Origin of the sequence: Asanoa sp. WMMD1127 (assembly GCF_029626225.1) — a bacterium.
Classification (GTDB): domain Bacteria; phylum Actinomycetota; class Actinomycetes; order Mycobacteriales; family Micromonosporaceae; genus Asanoa.
Genome location: NZ_JARUBP010000001.1, coordinates 107,660 through 127,044, shown reverse-complemented (window position 1 = coordinate 127,044; position 19,385 = coordinate 107,660). Strand labels below are relative to the sequence as shown.

Annotated in this window: 23 protein-coding genes; 11 read left to right on the top strand and 12 right to left on the bottom strand. The window is 72.6% G+C overall.

Translation table 11 applies throughout. From position 1 onward, the window contains the following. Positions 1–124 precede the first annotated feature (124 nt). From O7635_RS00725 to O7635_RS00715, 3 genes are all read right to left on the bottom strand, one after another. A complete protein-coding gene (locus tag O7635_RS00725) occupies positions 125–334 on the bottom strand; it encodes a DUF397 domain-containing protein (RefSeq protein ID WP_278078429.1) in 210 nt (69 codons plus the stop codon). A 347-nt stretch (positions 335–681) separates the two neighbouring features. Continuing rightward, a complete protein-coding gene (locus O7635_RS00720; RefSeq protein ID WP_278078428.1) occupies positions 682–1,011 on the bottom strand; it encodes a DUF3817 domain-containing protein in 330 nt (109 codons plus the stop codon). A 22-nt stretch (positions 1,012–1,033) separates the two neighbouring features. Further along, positions 1,034–1,498, bottom strand: a complete 465-nt coding sequence (locus tag O7635_RS00715; RefSeq protein ID WP_278078427.1) for a hypothetical protein — start codon at positions 1,496–1,498, stop codon at positions 1,034–1,036. Positions 1,499–1,597: 99 nt separating this feature from the next. On the opposite strand from O7635_RS00715, the gene O7635_RS00710 reads away from it, so the two are divergent. The 4 genes from O7635_RS00710 to O7635_RS00695 all read left to right on the top strand — a co-directional run bounded on the left by O7635_RS00710 (position 1,598) and on the right by O7635_RS00695 (position 4,411). Then, entirely contained in the window at positions 1,598–1,888 is a 291-nt protein-coding gene (locus tag O7635_RS00710; RefSeq protein WP_278078426.1) for a DUF6158 family protein, read from the top strand. Positions 1,889–1,890: 2 nt separating this feature from the next. After that, the gene (locus tag O7635_RS00705; protein WP_278078425.1) at positions 1,891–2,106 is read left to right on the top strand and encodes a hypothetical protein; all 216 of its coding nucleotides are present in this window, start codon (positions 1,891–1,893) and stop codon (positions 2,104–2,106) included. Positions 2,107–2,267: 161 nt separating this feature from the next. Further along, entirely contained in the window at positions 2,268–3,473 is a 1,206-nt protein-coding gene (locus tag O7635_RS00700) for an epoxide hydrolase family protein (protein WP_278078424.1), read from the top strand. Then, positions 3,470–4,411 carry a thioredoxin gene (locus O7635_RS00695; protein WP_278078423.1) on the top strand — a complete coding sequence of 314 codons (942 nt, stop codon included), beginning with the start codon at positions 3,470–3,472 and terminating at the stop codon, positions 4,409–4,411. The genes O7635_RS00700 and O7635_RS00695 overlap by 4 nt, the downstream gene beginning before the upstream one ends. Here O7635_RS00695 and O7635_RS00690 read toward each other — a convergent pair. Together O7635_RS00690 and O7635_RS00685 are read right to left on the bottom strand one after the other, a co-directional pair. Then, entirely contained in the window at positions 4,398–5,309 is a 912-nt protein-coding gene (locus O7635_RS00690) for an aminoglycoside phosphotransferase family protein (RefSeq protein WP_278078422.1), read from the bottom strand. The two genes, O7635_RS00695 and O7635_RS00690, sit on opposite strands and share 14 nt — an antisense overlap. 48 nt (positions 5,310–5,357) lie before the next feature. Beyond that, on the bottom strand, positions 5,358–7,808 hold the full coding sequence (locus tag O7635_RS00685; RefSeq protein ID WP_278078421.1) for a penicillin-binding protein: 2,451 nt from the start codon (positions 7,806–7,808) through the stop codon (positions 5,358–5,360). Between the two features lie 149 nt (positions 7,809–7,957). On the opposite strand from O7635_RS00685, the gene O7635_RS00680 reads away from it, so the two are divergent. Both O7635_RS00680 and O7635_RS00675 read left to right on the top strand, forming a co-directional pair. After that, entirely contained in the window at positions 7,958–8,356 is a 399-nt protein-coding gene (locus O7635_RS00680; protein WP_278078420.1) for a YidB family protein, read from the top strand. Then, entirely contained in the window at positions 8,353–8,640 is a 288-nt protein-coding gene (locus tag O7635_RS00675) for a GlsB/YeaQ/YmgE family stress response membrane protein (protein ID WP_278078419.1), read from the top strand. The genes O7635_RS00680 and O7635_RS00675 overlap by 4 nt, the downstream gene beginning before the upstream one ends. On the opposite strand, the gene O7635_RS00670 is transcribed toward O7635_RS00675, so the two are convergent. After that, positions 8,623–10,095, bottom strand: a complete 1,473-nt coding sequence (locus tag O7635_RS00670; protein ID WP_278078418.1) for a metallophosphoesterase — start codon at positions 10,093–10,095, stop codon at positions 8,623–8,625. The genes O7635_RS00675 and O7635_RS00670 overlap by 18 nt on opposite strands. 41 nt (positions 10,096–10,136) lie before the next feature. Between O7635_RS00670 and O7635_RS00665 the strand changes: the two genes are divergently transcribed. Both O7635_RS00665 and O7635_RS00660 read left to right on the top strand, forming a co-directional pair. Continuing rightward, entirely contained in the window at positions 10,137–11,429 is a 1,293-nt protein-coding gene (locus tag O7635_RS00665) for a pitrilysin family protein (protein ID WP_278078417.1), read from the top strand. A 70-nt stretch (positions 11,430–11,499) separates the two neighbouring features. Next, positions 11,500–12,849: a pitrilysin family protein gene (locus O7635_RS00660; RefSeq protein WP_278078416.1), complete on the top strand. Its 1,350-nt coding sequence runs from the start codon at positions 11,500–11,502 to the stop codon at positions 12,847–12,849. On the opposite strand, the gene O7635_RS00655 is transcribed toward O7635_RS00660, so the two are convergent. Next, positions 12,846–13,268: a PPOX class F420-dependent oxidoreductase gene (locus O7635_RS00655; protein ID WP_278078415.1), complete on the bottom strand. Its 423-nt coding sequence runs from the start codon at positions 13,266–13,268 to the stop codon at positions 12,846–12,848. The two genes, O7635_RS00660 and O7635_RS00655, sit on opposite strands and share 4 nt — an antisense overlap. 29 nt (positions 13,269–13,297) lie before the next feature. Here O7635_RS00655 and O7635_RS00650 point away from each other — a divergent pair, with 29 nt between their 5' ends. After that, positions 13,298–14,077, top strand: a complete 780-nt coding sequence (locus O7635_RS00650; protein ID WP_278078414.1) for an AraC family transcriptional regulator — start codon at positions 13,298–13,300, stop codon at positions 14,075–14,077. Here the strand turns inward: O7635_RS00650 and O7635_RS00645 are convergent. From O7635_RS00645 to O7635_RS00630, 4 genes are all read right to left on the bottom strand, one after another. Continuing rightward, the gene (locus O7635_RS00645; RefSeq protein ID WP_278078413.1) at positions 14,034–15,056 is read right to left on the bottom strand and encodes an aspartate-semialdehyde dehydrogenase; all 1,023 of its coding nucleotides are present in this window, start codon (positions 15,054–15,056) and stop codon (positions 14,034–14,036) included. The genes O7635_RS00650 and O7635_RS00645 overlap by 44 nt on opposite strands. A gap of 75 nt (positions 15,057–15,131) precedes the next feature. Beyond that, positions 15,132–15,902, bottom strand: coding sequence for a putative protein N(5)-glutamine methyltransferase (locus tag O7635_RS00640; protein WP_278085338.1), 771 nt, complete (start codon positions 15,900–15,902; stop codon positions 15,132–15,134). Next, positions 15,899–16,798 (bottom strand): SDR family oxidoreductase, encoded by a 900-nt coding sequence (locus O7635_RS00635; protein ID WP_278078412.1) that lies wholly within the window; start codon positions 16,796–16,798, stop codon positions 15,899–15,901. Before O7635_RS00635 ends, O7635_RS00640 begins: the two co-directional genes overlap by 4 nt. Next, positions 16,795–17,127 carry a TfoX/Sxy family protein gene (locus O7635_RS00630; RefSeq protein ID WP_278078411.1) on the bottom strand — a complete coding sequence of 111 codons (333 nt, stop codon included), beginning with the start codon at positions 17,125–17,127 and terminating at the stop codon, positions 16,795–16,797. The genes O7635_RS00635 and O7635_RS00630 overlap by 4 nt, the downstream gene beginning before the upstream one ends. 129 nt (positions 17,128–17,256) lie before the next feature. Between O7635_RS00630 and O7635_RS00625 the strand changes: the two genes are divergently transcribed. Then, entirely contained in the window at positions 17,257–18,147 is an 891-nt protein-coding gene (locus O7635_RS00625; RefSeq protein WP_278078410.1) for a hypothetical protein, read from the top strand. A gap of 55 nt (positions 18,148–18,202) precedes the next feature. Next, positions 18,203–18,841, top strand: coding sequence for an SRPBCC domain-containing protein (locus O7635_RS00620; RefSeq protein WP_278078409.1), 639 nt, complete (start codon positions 18,203–18,205; stop codon positions 18,839–18,841). On the opposite strand, the gene O7635_RS00615 is transcribed toward O7635_RS00620, so the two are convergent. Beyond that, a complete protein-coding gene (locus O7635_RS00615; RefSeq protein WP_278078408.1) occupies positions 18,838–19,380 on the bottom strand; it encodes a hypothetical protein in 543 nt (180 codons plus the stop codon). The two genes, O7635_RS00620 and O7635_RS00615, sit on opposite strands and share 4 nt — an antisense overlap. Positions 19,381–19,385 lie beyond the last annotated feature (5 nt).

The window sequence follows — 19,385 nt, the reverse complement described above, 5'->3', positions numbered from 1 at the left end:
CGGAACCTTGCGTTTAGCCACCTTGCATCTTGCTAATCGAGACTACACCGGGGCATCGGCATAGGGCCATATATAAGCCGGCACGCCAACCGGGGTCGGCGGCGTGCCGGCTTAGGAACTGGCGTCAGCGCGAAAGGTCGAACTCGCCGGCCGCCACGCCGGCGATGAAGCCACGCCAAGAAGGAGCGTCGAAGGACAGGTGCGTCTCAGGGGCGGTCGAGTTTCGCAGGACCGCTCCGGTGCCGTCACCGAGGGTAGCTACCTCGACGCAGTTCGCCGCTTCGCAGCGTGAGCTACGGCGGAATGCGAGCGAGGTCGTCTTGCTGTCGGACATCTGGTTCTCCGCAGGCTCGGGGCTTTTCTGGGAAAGAAAAAGCACGGCATGCGACATTGCCGCAGGGGCCGGCCAGGATAGGAATTTAGCGGTCGAACGTCCACAATGGAAGCGTCGGGGCCCGGATGATGCGATTTGTTGGCCCAATCGAGTGCGAAGATCACCGGTACGGGAAATTGCGATTACGGTAAGTAGGCACACCAATGGTGTGGTCACTCTTCGCAGCGTGACCTTGCTTTGTGGACCAGGCTATTGATGGGCATAAGTCCGGCTTGCGCCGGAGTCGCCACTGCGCTGAAAACCCCGCCCCGGGGTGGTGGGTTACGGCCTCTTTCGAGGGAATCCGCTCAGGAGGTGACGGCGACCGGGTCCGTGGCGTCGGCCTGGGCGCGGGTCCAGCGGGCCACCTTGCGCTCCGCGTAGAACGACACGAACGGGATCGTGCCCGCCAGCATGACCAGCAGCATCCGGCCGATGGGCCAGCGGGCCCGCCGGCCCAGGTCGAAGACGGCGATCAGGTAGATCATGTAGAGGAAGCCGTGGGCCGGGCCGACGGTCTCGACCACGGTCGCGTTGTCGCCGATGTACTTCAGTGGCATGCCGATCACCACGAGCACGATCAGCACGACGCCGACGATGTAGGCGATGATGCGGTAGCGGGTCAGGGCTGCGCGCATGGTGCGGGGGGATCCTTCCTGATCAACCAGGACCGCGGCGGCGGCCCGGGTATGCGGACGCCTTCGCGCCCGGGTTGGCGTTGAGCCAGGCGAGATAGTCGTTGTATTCGTCCAGCTCCGGGTCGGGAGCGGCGGGGGCGGCGCCCGCGGTGGCGCGGCGGGGGACCAGCACCGGCCGCCGGAAACCAGAACCGATCTTGGGCGTACGGGTGCCGAGCACGGGCGGCAGGACCGGCACCTCCTTGACCGGTTCGGCCGCCTCCGGAGCGGTGACGGCCGGCGTGCTGAGCGCCTCGCGGATCTCCCGGTACCAGAGGAAGCCGACGAACGCGGCGAACACCGGCCACTCGAACGCGTACGCCCAGCTCAAGGTGTTGCCGGCGGACGCCCGGGAGATCTGCCACCAGCCCAGCGCCAGGAAACCGCCGATCAGCGCGATCGCCAGCACATGCTTCGCGAGCATCGGTGGGGTGACCAGACGCCTCATGTCGAATGAGGGTACCGGCGCTCGCTGAGGACTCCGACAGCGCGTCGTAGCCGGGACGAATCTTGGTTACCCCGCGTCGGAAATGGGCAGTATCGAACCATGACCGAATCTGTTGGGCGCGACCGTTCCCCGACCGAGTCCGTCGACGTGACGGTGTCGGTCGTCGGCGAGGACGTGGGCGTCGACCCGAGCGAGCTGTCCGACGACGACCTGATGCGCGAGCTGCACAGCCTGCACCGGACCCGGCTGGACACGCTCCGGCACGGCTCCGATCCGTCCCTGGCCAACCACCTGCGGCGCACCGCCGAGCTGGAGACCGAATACCTCGCCCGGCATCCGGGTCGCGAGGTCGACCCGCACCGCCTGCGCGACGGCGCGGGGGTGGAGTGACCATGGCTGACCGCGACGACCCGCCGGCGCTGGGCGAGCCCGGCCCCGACGCCGCCGACCCGGGCGGCACCACCGACGACACCGACGGCGCCGACTTCGCCAACGAGCACGAGGACACCGCGGTCGACGAGTCGATCACCGAGGGCCGGGACCGCGGCGAGTCGGAGAGCCCGCACGGCTGGTCCGGCCTCGAGGAGCGCGACAGATCGGGGAACTGAGCCCGGCGCCCGGCGGGGCGTTCTAGCGTGAGGTGCGTGGGCCGGTAGCCGGCCCGTACACCTGTGGCCCGCCCGAGTCGGGGCTTGGACTGTTTGTCACACGAGAGGGCAGAAGGCCCTCGCTCCCCTCCAGTGAGCCTGGAACGGAGAGGAGCGCACGCATGTCCGCCGCCACCGAGATCCGGCCGTTCACGGTCACCATCCCGCAGCGGGATCTGGACGACCTGCACGACCGGATCGACAACACTCGCTGGCCCGAGCACGAGACCGTGCCCGACCTGACCCAGGGCGTGCAGCTCGAGACCATGCAGGAACTCGCCCGGTACTGGATCTCGGACTACGACCTGCGGCGGATCGAGTCGCGGCTCAACGACCTGCCGCAGTTCATGACCGAGATCGACGGCCTGGACATCCACTTCATCCACGTGCGGTCGCGGCACGACGACGCGCTGCCGCTGATCCTCACCCACGGCTGGCCGGGCTCCGTCGTCGAGTTCCTCCAGACCATCGACCTGCTGACCGATCCGGAGGCGCACGGCGGCCGGGCGCAGGACGCGTTCCACGTCGTCGTGCCGTCGATCCCGGGGTACGGCTTCTCGGGGCGCCCGGACGCCACCGGCTGGGGACCCGACCACATCGCCCGGGCCTGGGTGACGCTGATGAACCGCGTCGGCTACCAGCGCTTCGCGGCGCAGGGCGGCGACTGGGGCGCGATCATCACGGACCTCATGGGCGCGCAGGCCCCCGACGGGCTGATCGGCATCCACTCCAACATGCCCGGCACGGTCCCGCCCGACGTCTTCAAGGCGATGACCTCGAACGTGCTCGGCTCCGGCGACCCCAAGCCGACAGATCTCTCGGCGGAGGAGAGCCGCGCCTACGACCAGCTGAGCTTCCTCTACACCAAGGGCATCGGGTACGCGCTGGAGATGGCCCTGCACCCGCAGACGCTGTACGGCCTGGCCGACTCGCCGGTCGCGCTGGCCGCCTGGATGATCGACCACGACAGGCAGAGCTACGAGGACATCTCGGCGGCCTTCGTGCAGAAGGAGCCCGTCGGCCACCTCACCCGCGACGAGGTGCTCGACAACGTCACGCTCGCCTGGCTCACCAACACCGGCATCTCGTCGGCCCGGCTCTACTGGGAGAGCACCGTCGGCTTCTTCGACGTCAAGGGCGTGCAGACGCCGGCCGCGGTCAGCGTCTTCCCGCACGAGCTCTACCAGGCGCCGCGGTCGTGGACCGAGCGGGCGTACCCGGAGCTGGTGTATTTCCACGAGGTCGAGATGGGCAACCACTTCGCGGCCTGGCAGGAGCCGGAGCTGTTCGCCGCGGAGGTGCGCGACGGGCTGCGGCCGCTGCGATGAGCGCCCCGCCGACCTTCGCCGGCGCGACGGGCTGGCTCAACACCGCGCCGCTGCGCCCGGAGGACCTGCGCGACCGGGTGGTGCTCGTCGACTTCTGGACGCTGACCTGCATCAACTGGCTGCGCACCGAGCCGTGGATCCGGGCGTGGTCCCAGGCGTACGCCGATGACGGCCTGCTCGTGGTCGGCGTGCACACGCCGGAGTTCTCGTTCGAGCACGACGCCGACCTGGTCCGGCTCGCCACGGCCGAGCGGGAGATCACCTACCCTGTGGCGCTGGACGACGACTACGGGATCTGGACCGAGTTCGACAACCATTTCTGGCCGGCGCTCTACTTCGTCGACGGTGCTGGGGAGATCCGCGACCAGCACTTCGGCGAGGGCCGCTACGTCGAGTCGGAGCAGTCGATCCAGCGCCTGCTCGGCGTCTCGCGCGAGCTGGTCGCCGGCGAAATCATGGGCCAGGGCGTGGAGGCGGACGCCGACTGGGACACGCTGCGGACACCCGAGACCTACCTGGGCTACGGCCGCGGCGGCGGTTTCGCGTCCGAGGGCCCGATCCTCGACCAGAGCCGGGCGTACGCCTTCCCGGGCTTCCTGCCGTTCAACCAGTGGGGCCTCGACGGCGAGTGGACGATCGGCCGGGAGCGGATCCGGCTGGACGGCCCCGACGGTCGGATCGCGTTCCGCTTCCAGGCCCGCGACGCGCACCTGGTGCTGGCCAACCCGACGGGCGAGCCGATCCCGTTCCAGGTCTTCCTCGACGGCGCGGCGCCCGGCCCGGCGCACGGGGTCGACGTGGCCGCGGACGGGGCGGGCGTGCTCCGGGAGGGCCGCCTCTACCAGCTGGTCCGCCAGCCGGAGGCGGTCGAGGAGCGGATCGTCGAGATTGCCTTCGGGGGCCCGGGCGCCGAGGCCTACGCCTTCACGTTCGGGTAGCGAGGCGGCGGGCCAGGTCGTCGACCCGGTCCGCCGCCGCCCGGCGCGTCAGCCGACCGGCCTCGCCGCGCCACAGCACGTCGCCGAGCGTGGTGCGCAGGTGCCAGGCCAGGATGCGGTCCACCGCGAGCCGGCGGTCGCTGATCCGCTCGTAATGGGCGACGGTGGCGCCGAGCAGGCCCGGGCCGCCGAGGGCGCGCAGGTCGTACTCGGGCTCGGCCAGGGCGGCGGTCTCGAAGTCGACGACCAGCCGGAGCCGGTCGCCCGCCCAGACCTGGTTGTCGCCGTGCAGGTCCGCGTGCACGAGCACGCTCGGCCGGGGTGGCACCAGCGTCGCATCGGCCCAGTCGCACCAATCCCCGACCTGAGACCGCTGGTCGGGCCGGATGAAGGGGCCGAGCCGGTCGTGCAGCTCCCTAGTCGCGACGGGGTGCTGGGGACCATGCCGGGCCTGGGGCAGTGGGCCGACGGCGTCGTCGACGCGGGCGCGGGTCGCAGTGTCGTGCAGCGCCGCGAGGAACCGGGCCAGCTGCCGGCCGGCGCACGCCGGGTCGAGCCTCGGCAGCACCGCGAACAGCGATCGGCCGCGCACGCGCTCGGTGACCAGCAGCACCGGGTCCAGGCTGGCCGCGACGACCTGCGGCAGGCACGGGACGGCGGGCTCCCTCGCCAGCGCGCTCAGCACGCGCAGCTCGTGCGCGACCCGCTGCGCGGCCGGTCGCGACCAGGCGAACTTGGCCACGTAGCGCCCGCTCACGACGGCCGTCGAGGACCACCACAGCGGGTCGTCCTCGACGGCGCGGTCACGAAGCTCGACGGGTCCGTCGCCGAGCCGCGGCACGACCTCGCGCAGGGCCGCGGTGACGCCTTCGGCCGTGCACTCCGTCAACCACCGCACCCGCCCATCCCACCACCGCAGTGGGCCTGCGCGGGACGGGCGGCGACGCTAGTTGAAGATGCCGTCCAGGATGTTGTCGCCCGGGCGGTTGCCGTCGGCGGGTGGTGCGTTGTTGCCGTTCGGGTTCGTCGGCTCGTTGCTCGGGTTCGTCGCCGGCCGGCCACCGCTGATCTTCAACGTGACGGTGGCGCCCTCGACGCTGCGGCGGTTCGGGTCGCTGTAGGCGACCGTGCCCTCCGGGCAGTTGGACGGCACCCGGGCCTCGTCGACCTTGACCTCGAAGCCGGCCTCCCGCAGGCGGTTGCGCGCCTCGTCGACCGAGTCGCAGGACACGTCCGGGATGGTCTTCTGGTTCCCGTACGCGGTGTTCCGCGAGGGCGCCGGGAAGTCGACGCTGGGCTTGCCCTTCATCGCGTCCGCCAGCGTCTCGTACACCGCCGGGTTGATCTTGTCGTGGTCCATGTTCTCCGGCGTCTCCGGCCAGTCCGGGTCCGCCATGATGCCGGCCACGGCCAGCGTCGTCGTGGTGACCACCAGGGACGCGGTGCGGTCGCTGTCGGTGGTGCCGGTCTTGCCGGCCACCGGGTGGTCGACGATGTCGCGCACCTCGCCGGCGGTCGAGCCCCGGCACTGGCCGAACGCCGACTTGTCGCCCACCGGGCAGCGGGCGATGTCGATCGCGCCGCGCGCCACCTCGGTCGGCACCGCCTGGTCGCAGCGCGGGTTGCCGACATCGATCTTGGCGCCTTCGAAGTCGACGATCTGCTCCACCGGCGTCGGCTGACAGTGCTTGCCGTCGGCGGCCAGCGTCGCGTACGCGTTGGCCAGGTCGAGCGGCGTCGTGGCCGAGACGCCCAGCGTGAACGAGCCCCACGTGTCGGCCGCCGCCTTGTCGGCGGCGTGCGCCGCCTCCGACGGGGCCAGGAAGCGGATGCCGAGCGCCTTCGCCGCCTGGATCGTGTTGTACGCGCCGGCCTGCTCCTCGAGCGGCACGAAGTACGTGTTGACCGACTGGCCGAACGCGCTCCACATGTCGTGCCGGCCGGCCATGCGCGAGTTGTCGTTGGTCGGGCAGTAGCGCGGGATGTCGCTGCAGCTGCCCGGCTCGCCCTGCGGAGCGTAGTAGCCTGAGCGGTAGACCTGCTGCGCGTTGATCTCCGTGGCCAGCGGCATGCCCTTCTGCAGGGCCGCCACCGCCGCGAAGATCTTGAAGGTCGACCCGGCCTGGTAGCCGTTGACCCCGCCGCCGCCGGTGATCAGGGGGTTGGCGGTCACCGGGTACGTGCCGCGCACGCCGCGCTCCGCCTCGGCCGGGTTGCTGTGCGGCTTGTTCTTCGGGTTCGACGAGCTGTCGATGCCGAACGTCCGGTTGGTGGCCAGCGCCCGGACCCGCCCGGTGCCCGGCTCGACCGCGGCGACCATCAGCGCCTCCTTGCGGTTGACGCTGAGCTGCTCGGTGACGTTCTTGTGGGCGGCCTTCTGCACGGCCGGGTCCAGCGACGTCACGACCCGGTAGCCGCCGCCGCGCAGCCGCCGCTCCCGGTCGTACGTCGTGCTCCCGAACGCCTCCTGCTCGAGCCACCAGCGCTGGAAGTAGTCGCAGAAGAAGCCGAAGTCGTTGGGCGTCGTGGCGGTGCAGCCGTTGCTCGGCGTCTTGCCGACGAACTTGAGCTCGACCTGCTTGGCCTCCGTAGCCTGCGCCGCGCTGATCGCGCCGGTCTTGACCATCTGGTCGAGCACCCAGTCACGCCGTTCGAGGGTCTGCGGCCGCTGGCCCTCGTCCATCGGGTCGTAGACGCTGGGCGCCCGGATCACGCCGGCCAGCAGCGCCGACTCCGACAGGGTGAGCTTGTCGGGCGTCTTGCCGAAGTAGTAGCTCGACGCCGCGTAGACGCCGTAGGTGCTGTGCCCGAACGGCGCCATGTTGAGGTAGCGCTCGATCACGCCGTTCTTGCCGAGCTCCTTGTCGAGCGCGAGGGCCTGCCGGCTCTCCTTGATCTTGCGGCTGGTGCTCTTCTCGGTCGCGTCGACGACCTGCTGGGGCTCGGTCGCCGAGTAGGTGGCGAGCATCCGGACCAGCTGCATGTCGAGGGTCGAGCCGCCCTGCTGGGCGCCGGTGGTCTTGTTGACCACGACGGCCCGGGTCAGGCCGCGCACGTCGACGCCGTTGTGCCGGTAGAACGACTGGTCCTCGGCGGCCACCAGGGCCTGCGCCATCGTCGGCGCCATGGCCGAGAGCGGCACGTCCTTGCGGTTCTCGTCGTAGAACGTCGCCAGCGGGGTCTTGCCGTCGCGGGCGAACACCTGGGTCGCCTGGGGCGCCTGCTTGACGGTGAAGCTCGCCGGCAGCTCGTCGAAGGAGATCGCGCCCGCCTTGGCGATCAGGCCGGACGCCGCCGCCAGGGGGAACGCCGCAGCGGCCACGATCACGCCGGAGAGCACACCGACCGCGGCCAGTGTGGCGATATTGCGAAACCGGCTGTTTTCGTGCGCGTGCATAGGACCCCCGGGTCGTTTGGCGTGTATTGGACCAGACGCGTCAATCGCCCTCCCGGTTGCGGGTCGGGATGCGTGAATCCGGTCACCACCGCCCCGACACGCCGCTTAACCTCCCTATAAACGGGCAAAAGCCAGATATGGAGCGGGGGATGGATCTGGACCAGATCACCAAGCTGGCGCAGAACGAACGCGTGCGCCGGCTGCTGCTCAGCGTGCTGAGCCGAACGGGTGACGATCTCGACCTCAACCGCCTGCTCGACCAGCTCCAGCAGGGTGGGCTCCAGCAGCAGGTCCAGTCGTGGATCCACATCGGGCCCAACCGGGAGGTCACCGGGACGCAGATCCAGGACGCGCTGGGCGCGGCCAACCTCGACGCCTCGGCCGACGACGCCGGCCTGACGCCGCAGCACGCCGCCGACACGCTGGCCGAGCTGCTGCCCCAGATCGTCGACCGGGCCAGCCCGGCCGGCGCCCTGCCCGACGCCAGCACGCTCCAGGAGGTGTTCAACCAGATCCTCCTGGGCGAACCGAGGGAGGACCACGCATGATCGGCACTTTGCTCTGGGCGCTCATCGGTGGCGTGATCATCGGCGCGCTCGCCCGGCTGATCCTGCCCGGGCGGCAGAACATCTCGATCTGGGCCACGATCACCATCGGCTTCATCGCCGCGCTGGTCGGCGGCGTGATCGCGGACTTCCTGGGGGTCGGTGAGACCCGCGGCATCGACTGGATCCGGCACGGCATCCAGATCGGCCTGGCGATCCTCTTCGTCTGGATCTTCACCCGCCTGGCCGCCCGCGACGCGGCCAAACGATCACTCGAGCAGCGGTAGCTCGGCGTTAGGAACGGCCCGTTCCCATGCGGAAAGCGTTAGGAACGGGCCGTTCCTTTCAAGCGGCAGTTCGTCGAACAGGACGACCGGGCCGTCGGGGTGGCGGGTGTCGAAGCGGTACGACCGGACCACGCCGGCGCCCGAGTCGAGCACGGAGAACACCGTGACGTCGTTGTCGGCGACGTAGGGCAGCGGTGCCCCGTCGGGGCCGGCCAGCGGCGCGACGGTGGGCATGACCGCCGCCAGCCCGCCCGGGTCGCCACGGTCGGGGAACGCGCCGTACGAGTTGCCGACGTTGGACGTCTCCAGCCAGTTGACGCCGGCCGGGTCGCGGAACCGGTTCCACAGGTGCGAGTGCCCGTTGACGACCAGGTCGACCCCGGCGGCGGCGAACAGCGGCGCCAGGTCACGCAGCACGACGTCGTCCGCGATCGGGTACGCGTAGCCGCCCGCCCCGTCGGGCACCGGGTCGGTGTAGGCCGGGACGCAGTGGGCGCCGAGCCCGTGGCTGGCGTGGTGGAACAGCACCACCCGGTAGCGGGCCGCCCGGGCCGCCGGCGACGCCAGCTCACCGGCCAGCCAGCCGTACTGGGGCGACCCCGCGTCGACCCGCGCGTAGCGGAACTGCCCGCCCATCGGATCGCCGGCCCGGTCGGGCGGCTCGGCGTAGGTCGCCACCGCGTCCCGCCACGCCCGGGTGACGAACAGCGCGACCACGAACACGTCGCCGACGGTGCGGGACCACCAGCGGGGGCCGTCCGGGCCGCGGGGCACCGGGAACAGCGCCTCGTAGGTGGCCGTGTCCCACGCATCCGGCGCCGGGTCGTCGAAGCGCGCCTGGAGCGTGCGGTGCCGGGCCCGGCGGCCCATCACCTCGTGGTTGCCGATCGCCGGGAACAGCGGGGTGTGCTGCAACAGCGGCGCGCCCCGATAGCGCCGGCCGGCGATCTCCGTGTCGGCCCGCCCGGTCAGGCTGGCGAAGAACCCCCGCGGCGGGTCGAACCAGTCGGCCGCCCGGTCCGGCACACCGACCATGTCGCCCGCGAAGAGGACGCCGTCGAGCTCCACCCCGACCGTCTCGGCCACCTTCTCGATGTTGGCCGGGGTCATCCGCCACATCTGGTGGTCGCTGGAGAGCAGCAGCCGGGCCGGCCGCCCGGGCGGGACCGCGGGCGCCAGTGAGTAGGTCGCCGACTCGACGCGGTCGCCGCCGGCGAGGTCCGAGACCACGCGGTACGGGGTGCGGGCGGCCGCCCCGAGCCCGGTGACCAGCGCCCAGTGCCGGTGCACGGTCGTGCGTACATCCTGGTCGTCGTGGAGGGTGACCAGCGCGGAGCTGGTCGCTTCGACGCGCCGCCCGCCGATCAGCACCGCGCCGGTCGCGTGCGCGCCGGTGTGCCACAGGACGTGCACGCCGTCGGCCGAGGGGTCCAGGAGGTACGGCTCGCTGTGCACCGGACAAGTATCCCGGTGCGCTGATCGGATAACGTCGCTGCATGTCCGAGACGGGTTATCCCTGGCCGATCGAGACCACCCGGCTCGCCAACGGCATGCGCGTGGTGGTCAGCGAGGACCGCAGCGCGCCGGTCGTGGCGGTCAACCTCTGGTACGACGTGGGGTCGCGGCACGAGCCCGACGGGCAGACCGGCTTCGCGCACCTCTTCGAGCACCTGATGTTCGAGGGATCGGTCAACGTGCCGAAGACCGAGCACATGCGACTGGTGCAGGGCAACGGCGGCTCGCTGAACGCGACGACCAACCCGGACCGGACCAACTACTTCGAGACGCTGCCGGCCGAGCACCTGGAGCTCGCGCTCTGGCTCGAGGCCGACCGGATGGGCGGGCTGGTGCCGGCGCTGGTCCAGGAAACCCTCGACAACCAGCGCGACGTGGTCAAGAACGAGCGGCGCCAGCGCTACGAGAACGTGCCCTACGGCGACGCCTGGCTGCGGTTGCTGCCGCTGCTCTACCCGGAGGGCCACCCCTACCACCACCCGACCATCGGCTCGATGGACGACCTGAACGCGGCCGAGCTGGGCACGTTCCAGGCGTTCCACCGCACCTACTACCGGCCCGACAACGCGGTGCTGACCGTGGTCGGCGACGCGGCCCCGGCCGAGGTGTTTGCCTTGGCCGCGAAATACTTCGGCGGTGTGCCGGCCGGCGACGGGCGGCCGCCGGCGCCGACGGGGTCGCTGGCCGGGTGGGCCGGTCCGGTCTCGTCGGTCGTGGCGGCCGAGGTGCCGGCGCCGCGGGTCTACCTGGCGCACCGCACCGCGCCCTACGGCACCCCGGACTACGACGCGATCACCGTGCTGGCCACGGTGCTCGGCCAGGGCCGGGGGAGCCGGCTCTACCGGCTGCTCGCCGACGGCGCCCGGCTCGCACAGCCGGACACGGTCTCCGCGTACGGCGTCGACCTCGCCCATGCCCCCGCGCCGCTGATCGTCTCGGCCACCGCCCGCCCCGGCGTCACCGCCGCCCGGCTCGGCGCCGCGCTCGCCGAGGTGGTCGACGAGCTGGTCACGGGTGGTGTCACCGAGGCCGAGCTGACCCGGGCCAAGGCGTTGCTGGAGACCGACTGGTGGACCTCGGTGGCCACCGTGGACGGCCGGGCCGACCTGCTCAGCCGCTACGCCACGCTGTTCGGCGACCCGGCGCTGGTCGGCGCCCGCCTGCCGGGCTGGCGCGCCGTGACCGCCGACGACCTGGCCGAGGTGGCCCGCCGGGTGCTGCGCCCCGAAGACCGAGTGACGCTGGTGTACGAGCCGATGGAGGCTGTGGCATGAGGGAGCTTGCGACCGAATCATTTGGCTCAGTAGCCAAGTCATGCTCCTCCGAGCGAAGCGAGGCAGGCGCATGACGGAGCTTGTTGCGCAGCGGCCGGAGCCGGGGACGCCGCGGCCCTACCGGTTCCCGACCGTCGTGCGGCGCACGGTGGCGGGCGGGTCGATCGTCGCCGCCGACCTGCCGGGCCACAACCTGGCGGTCGCCTCCTTGCTGCTGGACGCCGGTGGCGGGCGGGAGTCGCTCGGTGTCGAGGGCGTGGCCGAGGTGTTGGCCAAGGCGCTGGAGGAGGGCACGACCGCGCGGTCGGCCGCCGACTACGCGGTCGCTCTCGAGTCGCTCGGCACCGACCTGTCGCTTTCGGTCGACTGGGACTCGTTCGCGGCGACCGTCCAGGTGCCGGTCGCGGCGCTGCCGGCCGCGGTCGACCTCCTCGCCGAGGCGGTCCGCCGGCCCAGGCTCGACCCCGCCGACGTCGAACGGGTCCGCGACGACGAGGCCGAGTCGCTGCGGCTCTACTGGGCCAACCCCGGCCCGCGGGCCGACGCGGTGCTGCGGGCCGACCTGTTCGGCAACGAGGTGCGGCACGGGCGGCCGCTCTCCGGCGACCCGCGGTCCGTCGCGGCGCTCTCGGTCGACGACGTGGTCTCCTTCCACCGCGCCTGGTTCGCCGCCCCCGGCACGCTGCTCGTCGTCGGCGACCTGTCCCGCATCGACCTCGACGCGCTGGGCCGCTCGGCGTTCGCCGGGGCGACCGAGGCCGCGCCGCTGGCCGGCGACCCGTTCCCGGTCGCGGCGCGCTCGGCCCGCCGGATCGTGCTGGTCGACCGGCCCGGCTCGGTGCAGTCGACGCTGCGGCTAGGGCACCCGGCGCCGCACCGCTCGCACCCCGACTACGTGCCGATGACGCTGGGCGCGATCGTGCTCGGCGGCGCGTTCACCTCGCGGCTCAACCACCTGCTGCGCGAGGTGCGCGGCTACACCTACGGCATCCGCTCGGAATACGGCCTGTCGCGCCGGTTCGGCCGGTTCGTGGTCAGCGCCGGCGTGCAGACCGCGGTGACCGCGCCGGCCCTGGTCGACGCGGTCGGCGAGATCGCCCGTACGCAGGCCGAAGGGGTCACCGAGCCCGAGCTGGCGGTGGCCCGCGATTGGCGGGCCGGGCAGCTGTCGGTGGGCCTGCAGACGCCGCGGGCCTACGCGAGCGCGCTGTCGACGCTGGTCGTGCACGACCTGCCCGACGACTATCACGCGCGGCTGCGGGAGTCGCTGCTGCACGCCACCGTCGACGAGGTCTCCGCCGCCACCGCCGCCCACCTCAACCCCGACGGCATCACCCTGGTCATCGAGGGCGACGCGGCCGTGATCCGCTCCGAACTCGAAGCCACGGGCCTGGGAGACGTGGTCGTGGCCGCGGTCTAGCTTCTGGGCCAGCCGTAGAGGCGCTCGACGTGCAGGGTCAGGGCGACGCGGCGGTCGGTGACCATCGCGGCGCGGAACTCGGCCCAGTCCGGGTGCTCGCCGGCGATGCGGCGATAGATGTCGACCAGCTCGTCGACGGTGGCGTCGTGCGGGTCGGCCGCCACTGGGGAGAGCGTGGCCCGGCCCTCGGCCACCGCGTACCGGCCCAGGTCGGGCGTCGTGACCTCCAGGCTCGCGCGCGGGTCGCGGCGCAGGTTCACCGTCTTCTGCCGGTGGTCGGTGACCGAGACGCGGATCGTGCCCGCCGCCCGGTCGTAGGTGTAGTTGACGTTGGACAGGTGCGGGCGTCCGTCGCGTTGGATGGTCGCCAGCACGCCCGCGTCGCGGCTGCTCAGCAGCTCGTGGAAGACCTCGTGCACGCCTCCATCATGCGCGGCAGACTGGGGTCATGCCTGTCCGCCCGGAGTTGGCGCCGTTCGTCTCGAGCATCGGCTACTACGAGAGTGACCTGCCGGCGGGGCGCGAGCGGACGGTGCCGACTGGTCACGCTCAGCTGGTGGTCAATCTGTCGTCCGACGAGCTGAGCTGGTACGCCGGTGGGCGGCGACACGTGCGCGGCGGAGTCGGGTTCTGTCCTCCGCAGGCGGGGCCGCTGGAGATCTCCACCGCGGAGCAGCGGCGTTGTGTGTGCGTGGTGTTCCGGCCCGGAGGGGCATATCCGTTCGTCGGGCCGGTGGACGCGCTGGACGAGCCGGTCGTCGATCTCGGGTGGTCTGGATTGCGGGACCGGCTGTGCGAGGCCTCACCGCAGGCCGCGCTCGGGCTGTTGCAGTCCGAGCTGGTCCGGCGGGCGGAGCTGTCGTCGGTCGACCGGCGCGTGGCGGCCGCGGCCGTGGGGCTGGGTCGCGGGCTCGACGTGGGCGCGGTGAGTGACCGGCTCGGCGTGACGACCGGCAGCCTGCGGCGGCGGTTCCTCGCCCGGGTGGGGCTGACGCCGAAGAGGTACGCCGGGGTGGCGCGCCTGCAGCGGTTGCTCGGCGCGGTCGGCGGCCCGGACCGCGACTGGGCCCGGGCCGCGCACGAGGTCGGCTATTTCGACCAGGCGCACATGGTCAACGACTTCCGCGCCCTGACGGGGCTGACGCCGACGGCCTATTCACCGCTGGCGCGGGAGCGCAACCACGTCAGCCTGCCTGGGCCACCAGCTCCGCGATCTGGACCGCGTTGAGCGCGGCGCCCTTGCGCAGGTTGTCGTTGGAGACGAAGAAGGCCAGGCCGTTGTCGGCGGTCTCGTCGGCCCGCAGCCGCCCGACGTAGGACGGGTCGCGGCCGGCGGCCTTGAGCGGCGTCGGCACGTCGTCGACGGCGACGCCGGGCGCGTCGGCCAGCAGCTCGGCCGCCCGGGCCGGGCTCAGCTCGCTCGCGAAGCGGGCGTTGACCTGCATGGAGTGGCCGGTGAAGACGGGCACGCGGACGCAGGTTCCGGAGACGCGCAGGCCCGGGATCTCGAGGATCTTGCGGCTCTCGTTGCGGAGCTTCTGCTCCTCCTCGGTCTCGGCGGAGCCGTCGGCGACCACGGCGCCGGCCAGCGGCAGCACGTTGAACGCGATCGGCTCGGCGAACTGCCGCGGCTCCGGGAACTCGACCGCGGCGCCGTCGTGGGTCAGCTCGGCGGCCCGCTCGACGACCTTGCGGACCTGCTCGTCGAGCTCGGCGACGCCGGACAGCCCGGCGCCGGAGACCGCCTGGTAGGTCGCGACGACCATGGCGACCAGCCCGGCCTCGCGGTGCAGCGGCTTGAGCACCGGCATGATCGCCATCGTGGTGCAGTTGGGGTTGGCGATGATGCCCCTCGGACGCTCGGCGATCGCGTGGGGGTTGACCTCGGCGACGACCAGCGGAACCGCCGGGTCCATCCGCCAGGCCGACGAGTTGTCGATCACCACGGCGCCGGCCTCGGCGACCTTGGGCGCGAGCGTCTTCGACGCGCCCTTGCCGGCCGAGAACAGCACCACGTCGAGCCCGCGGTAGTCAGCGGTGTCGGCGTCCTCGACGGTGACCTCGGCGCCCTGCCACGGCAGCGTCCGGCCGGCCGAGCGCGCGCTGGCGAACAGCCGCAGCTCGGTCACCGGGAACTCCCGCTCCGCCAGGACGCGCCGCATCACGCCGCCCACCTGGCCGGTGGCACCCACGATTCCGATCCTCATGCCCGCGAATCTACCGAGCCCGACCCCACGGACCGACCCGGTTTCCCACCCTGTGGCAGCCTTCACGGCCCCTGGTCAGCGGCGGCCGAGGATGACCGTGGCGTCCAGGTCGTCGTCGGTGACGACCTCCGGGGCCAGGCCGGCCACCGTCAGTGCGGTCTTGGCCGCGTCGATCTGGCCTACGCCGATCTCGCTGAGCAGGGTGCCGCCCGGCCGCAGCCAGGCGGGCGCGCCGGCGGCGACCCGGCGCAGCACGTCGAGCCCGTCGGCGCCCCCGTCCAGGGCGCGCAGCGGCTCGTGCTCCCGGGCCTCCGGGGGCAGCAGGCCGACGGCGCCGGACGGGACGTAGGGGACGTTGGCCACCAGCACGTCGACCTGCCCGCGCAGGCCCGCCGGCAAGGGATCGAACAGGTCCCCTTCGTAGACCGCGCCGGCGAGTGGGGTCAGGTTGCGGTGGGCCGCGGCGACCGCGGCTGGTTCGATGTCGGTCGCGTGGATGTCGAGGTCGCCGTGCCGGTGGGCGATCGCGGCCGCGATCGCGCCCGAGCCGCAGGCCAGGTCGACCAGCACGCGGCGGCCCGGGCCCAGCGCGGCGGTGGCGAGGTGGACCAGCAGCTCGGTGCGGTGCCGGGGGACGAACACCCCGGGCCCGACCGCGACCCGCAGCCCGCAGAACTCGGCCCAGCCCACCACGTGCTCCAGCGGGACGCCGCGGACCCGTTCGGCGACCAGCGCGTCGAGGCGGGCCGGGTCGGGCGCCGCCTCCGTCAGGAGCCGGGCCTCCTCCTCGGCGAACACGCACCCGGCGGCCCGCAGCCGGGCGACGATCAGGTCGGACACGCTCAGGCCTCGGCCACCGGGTTGGCGCGGCGGAGCACCTCGGCGAAGTCGACGGGTGGGTGGCCGGCGACCCGCTCGACGGTGTCGGTCACCTCGGCCAGGTCGCCGTGGGCGATCGCCGTGTAGGTGCTCACCCAGCCGTCGACCTGCCAGGCGGGGGCGCCGTAGTGGGCGCGGGCGGCGTACGCCTGCTCGACCGTCTCCTCCTCGTAGCGGTAGGGCCGGTTGAGGATCGCGGTCATCGTCGCGGCCGCCTCCTCCAGCGTGAGCGCGAACGGGCCGGTCAGGTCGTAGACCTGCCCCGCGTGCCGCCCCGGCTCACCGAGCACGGCGACCGCGACATCGGCGACGTCGTCGCGGGCGACGCCGGCGACCCGGCCCTCGCCGGCCGGCCCCCGGATCACCCCGTCGACGGCCAGCATCGGCAGGAAGTCGAGGTAGAGGTTGTCGCGCAGGATCGTGTGGGAGATGCCGCTCGCGTGCAGGTGCTGCTCGGTGGCGTAGTGGTGGCGGGCCAGGGTGAACGTCGAGTCCGGCGCGGCGCCCAGGAACGAGGTGTAGACCAGGTGCTTCACGCCGGCGGCGACGGCCGCGTCGATGAACGTGAGGTGCTTGGTGACGCGGTCGGCCTCCTCGGCGCCCGACACCATGAACAGCGTGTCCACACCGGACAGTGCGCGCTCGGCCGCGGCGGCGTCGGCGTAGTCGGCCGCCGCCACGGTCGCGCCGGGCAGCGTGGGCGCGCGGTCGGGGGAGCGCACCACCAGGCGCTGCGGCTGGCCCGCGTCGGCCAGCCGTTGCGCGACCCGGCGCCCGAGCTCGCCCGTCGACCCGGTCACCGCCAGCACGCCCGGGCCGGGCGCCTGGCTGCGGCCCGCCTCGCGGGCAGGGGTGGCGCTCATTTCGGGGGGAGCGTGCGCGCGTAGGCCACGCCCTGCTCGACCCAGCTCCGCACCTCGGTCTCGGTGGCCAGCCCGTCGGCGCCGACCACCACCCAGCCCGCCGGGCGTCGCCCGCCGCCCATCTCGAACGGCGTCACGTGGGGCCGGCCGAGCGCCTCGTCGGTCGCCTCGCGCCCGACCCGCACGAGCAGGCCGTCCTCGCGTACGCCGCAGGCCATGTTGCCGTCGACCATGAAGATCAGGCTGCCGAACATCCGGCGCTCGTCGACCCCCGGATCGGCGCCGATCAGGCCGCGCACCTGGGCGACCAGTCGATCATCACGCACCATCATCCGATCGTGCCACGCCCCTCCGACAAGAAAGCCCGAACGCGACGGCCGAGCCGGAACGCGACGCCGAAGCCGGAACCCGGCCGGCCGAGCCGGAACCCGACGGGCCGCTGGATCGTCAGATCGGGTATGGGACGTTCGTCGTGGGCGGCTGTGGCCGCCGTGCCGCTGTTGGTGCTGGCCTCCGCGTGTGCGACACAACCGGCCGCGGACGCCGCTCCACCGGCCCCACCGGCCGCCGGCGCGCTCGGCGCCGACGAGGTGGCGCTGCGGGTGGTGCACACCGGCGGGTTCGTGACACCGCAGTCGATCCCGGGCCGGGTGCCGGCGCTGTCGATCTACGGTGACGGCCGGGTGATCACCGAGGGCCCGGTGCCGGCGATCTATCCCGGTCCGGCGCTGCCCAACCTGCAGCAGGCGCGCATCTCCGAGGCCGACGTCGACGCGCTGGTGCAGCGCGCCCTCGACGCGGGCGTCGGCACGGCCGCCGACCTGGGCCAGCCGCCCGTCGCCGACGCGTCCACGACCCGGTTCCTGGTCAACACCGGGGCACAGACCCGGCAGACCGACGCGTACGCCCTGGAGATGCCCGACGACGGCGGTGCGCTGACCGGCGCGCAGAAGACGGCCCGCAAGAAGCTCTCCGATCTGCTCGCGGCCCTGCAGGACCTGCCGAAGACCCTCGGCGCCGGCGCGGTCAAGGAGGAGGGCGCCTACCCGGCGAAGTCGGTGGCGGGGATCGCCACGCCCTATGTGCAGCCGGAGGCGCTGCTGGAGATGCAGCCGCCCGCGCCTGTCGCGTGGCCCGGCCCGGCGCTGCCCGGTGACCGCCTCAACCCCAACGTCGAGGTGTTCTGCGTGACCGCCACCGGCGACCAGGCCGCGGCGGTGCTGACCGCGGCGGCCAAGGCCAACGCCGCCACGCCGTGGGAGTCCGGCGGCAAGCAGTGGTCGGTGCTGCTGCGCCCGCTGCTGCCCGACGAGACGGCCGGCTGCGCCGATCTCGCAAAGCAGAGCTAGCGCCTCGGTCCTCGCCTGTCTCGTACCCGGGCGGGCTAGTCGTAAAATGTCCGACATGGACTTCCTGGACGCGATCAAGGCCACCACCCGTGAGGTGGGCCGGCAGAACCTGCCTGAGGGCCCGGCGCGATCCGTGGTCCTGCGGCGGAGCTTCCCGTCGCCGGCCGACGACCTCTGGGACGCGCTGACCAGCCCGGAGCGGCTCGGCCGCTGGTTCCTGCCGATCGCCGGCGACCTGCGGGTCGGCGGCCTCTACCAGATCGAGGGCAACGCCGGCGGTCGCATCCTGCGCTGCGAGCGGCCGACCGAGCTCGTGGTCACCTGGGTCTTCGGCGCCGACATCGCCACGACGACGGGCAGCGAGGTGCACCTGACCCTGTCGCCGGAGCCCGACGGCGGCACGGAGCTGATGCTGCGCCACGTCGCGGTCGTCGACCCGGCCCTGTGGGACCAGTACGGCCCGGGCGCCACCGGCGTCGGCTGGGACCTGTCGTTCCTCGGCCTCGGCCTGCACCTGGCCGGCGGCGGGCTCGACGACGCCGAGGGCTGGGAGGAGTCGGCGGAGGCGCAGTCCTTCATGGTGGCCAGCGCCGAGAGCTGGGGCGCGGCGCAGCTCGCCGACGGCGCGACCCCCGAGGCCGTCAACACCGCGGTGGCCAACACGATCGCCTTCTACAGCCCCGAAGAGGATTAGGAGAAGATGGAGGGCGCCAGGCGGACGGCGGCGTCGCAGGCCGCTTCGCCCAGCGGTGGCCGTTCGACGGTGAGGCCGATCTGCACCGCCCGGGTCGGCGACGCCGCGAACAGCCGCTCGCAGGTGGTCTCGCCGAGCCGGACGCCCGCGCGCCGCAGCACGCCGTCGGGTCCGGTGGCGTACGCCGACATCCGGCCCGCCGTGAACAGGCCGCGCTGCTCGACCTCGTCCAGCGCCCGGCGGGCGACGTCGAGCGTGGTCGGCAGGAAGGTGACCGTGACGCTGTCGACGTAGTCGCCGCCGCGGTCGCCCAGCGCCGCGTCGCGGTAGACGCAGAGCGTGGTCTCGGTCCCGCCGGCGAGACCCGGAGCGGTCGACAGCTGGCCCGGGCCGAGCTGCAGCTCCGTCCGCTGCGCCTCGTCGAGGAAGTCGCACGGGCTGGCCATCGTCGCCAGGTCCGGCGGTGGCTGGTCGTCGGTGGAGGAGCAGGCCGTCAGCGCGAGCACGAGGACGCAAGACATCGACAGCCATCTCCGCATGACGG

What these genes read in the sequence shown, in the direction of transcription:
- O7635_RS00665 (WP_278078417.1), top strand. Translation starts at nt 10,137, where the DNA reads ATGTCCGAGACGGGTTATCCCTGGCCGATCGAGACCACCCGGCTCGCC.
- O7635_RS00635 (WP_278078412.1), bottom strand. Translation starts at nt 16,798, where the DNA reads ATGAGCGCCACCCCTGCCCGCGAGGCGGGCCGCAGCCAGGCGCCCGGC.
- O7635_RS00675 (WP_278078419.1), top strand. Translation starts at nt 8,353, where the DNA reads ATGATCGGCACTTTGCTCTGGGCGCTCATCGGTGGCGTGATCATCGGC.
- O7635_RS00685 (WP_278078421.1), bottom strand. Translation starts at nt 7,808, where the DNA reads ATGCACGCGCACGAAAACAGCCGGTTTCGCAATATCGCCACACTGGCC.
- O7635_RS00660 (WP_278078416.1), top strand. Translation starts at nt 11,500, where the DNA reads ATGACGGAGCTTGTTGCGCAGCGGCCGGAGCCGGGGACGCCGCGGCCC.
- O7635_RS00630 (WP_278078411.1), bottom strand. Translation starts at nt 17,127, where the DNA reads ATGGTGCGTGATGATCGACTGGTCGCCCAGGTGCGCGGCCTGATCGGC.
- O7635_RS00715 (WP_278078427.1), bottom strand. Translation starts at nt 1,498, where the DNA reads ATGAGGCGTCTGGTCACCCCACCGATGCTCGCGAAGCATGTGCTGGCG.
- O7635_RS00625 (WP_278078410.1), top strand. Translation starts at nt 17,257, where the DNA reads ATGGGACGTTCGTCGTGGGCGGCTGTGGCCGCCGTGCCGCTGTTGGTG.
- O7635_RS00720 (WP_278078428.1), bottom strand. Translation starts at nt 1,011, where the DNA reads ATGCGCGCAGCCCTGACCCGCTACCGCATCATCGCCTACATCGTCGGC.
- O7635_RS00700 (WP_278078424.1), top strand. Translation starts at nt 2,268, where the DNA reads ATGTCCGCCGCCACCGAGATCCGGCCGTTCACGGTCACCATCCCGCAG.
- O7635_RS00710 (WP_278078426.1), top strand. Translation starts at nt 1,598, where the DNA reads ATGACCGAATCTGTTGGGCGCGACCGTTCCCCGACCGAGTCCGTCGAC.
- O7635_RS00725 (WP_278078429.1), bottom strand. Translation starts at nt 334, where the DNA reads ATGTCCGACAGCAAGACGACCTCGCTCGCATTCCGCCGTAGCTCACGC.
- O7635_RS00650 (WP_278078414.1), top strand. Translation starts at nt 13,298, where the DNA reads ATGCCTGTCCGCCCGGAGTTGGCGCCGTTCGTCTCGAGCATCGGCTAC.
- O7635_RS00645 (WP_278078413.1), bottom strand. Translation starts at nt 15,056, where the DNA reads ATGAGGATCGGAATCGTGGGTGCCACCGGCCAGGTGGGCGGCGTGATG.
- O7635_RS00680 (WP_278078420.1), top strand. Translation starts at nt 7,958, where the DNA reads ATGGATCTGGACCAGATCACCAAGCTGGCGCAGAACGAACGCGTGCGC.
- O7635_RS00705 (WP_278078425.1), top strand. Translation starts at nt 1,891, where the DNA reads ATGGCTGACCGCGACGACCCGCCGGCGCTGGGCGAGCCCGGCCCCGAC.
- O7635_RS00615 (WP_278078408.1), bottom strand. Translation starts at nt 19,380, where the DNA reads ATGCGGAGATGGCTGTCGATGTCTTGCGTCCTCGTGCTCGCGCTGACG.
- O7635_RS00620 (WP_278078409.1), top strand. Translation starts at nt 18,203, where the DNA reads ATGGACTTCCTGGACGCGATCAAGGCCACCACCCGTGAGGTGGGCCGG.
- O7635_RS00695 (WP_278078423.1), top strand. Translation starts at nt 3,470, where the DNA reads ATGAGCGCCCCGCCGACCTTCGCCGGCGCGACGGGCTGGCTCAACACC.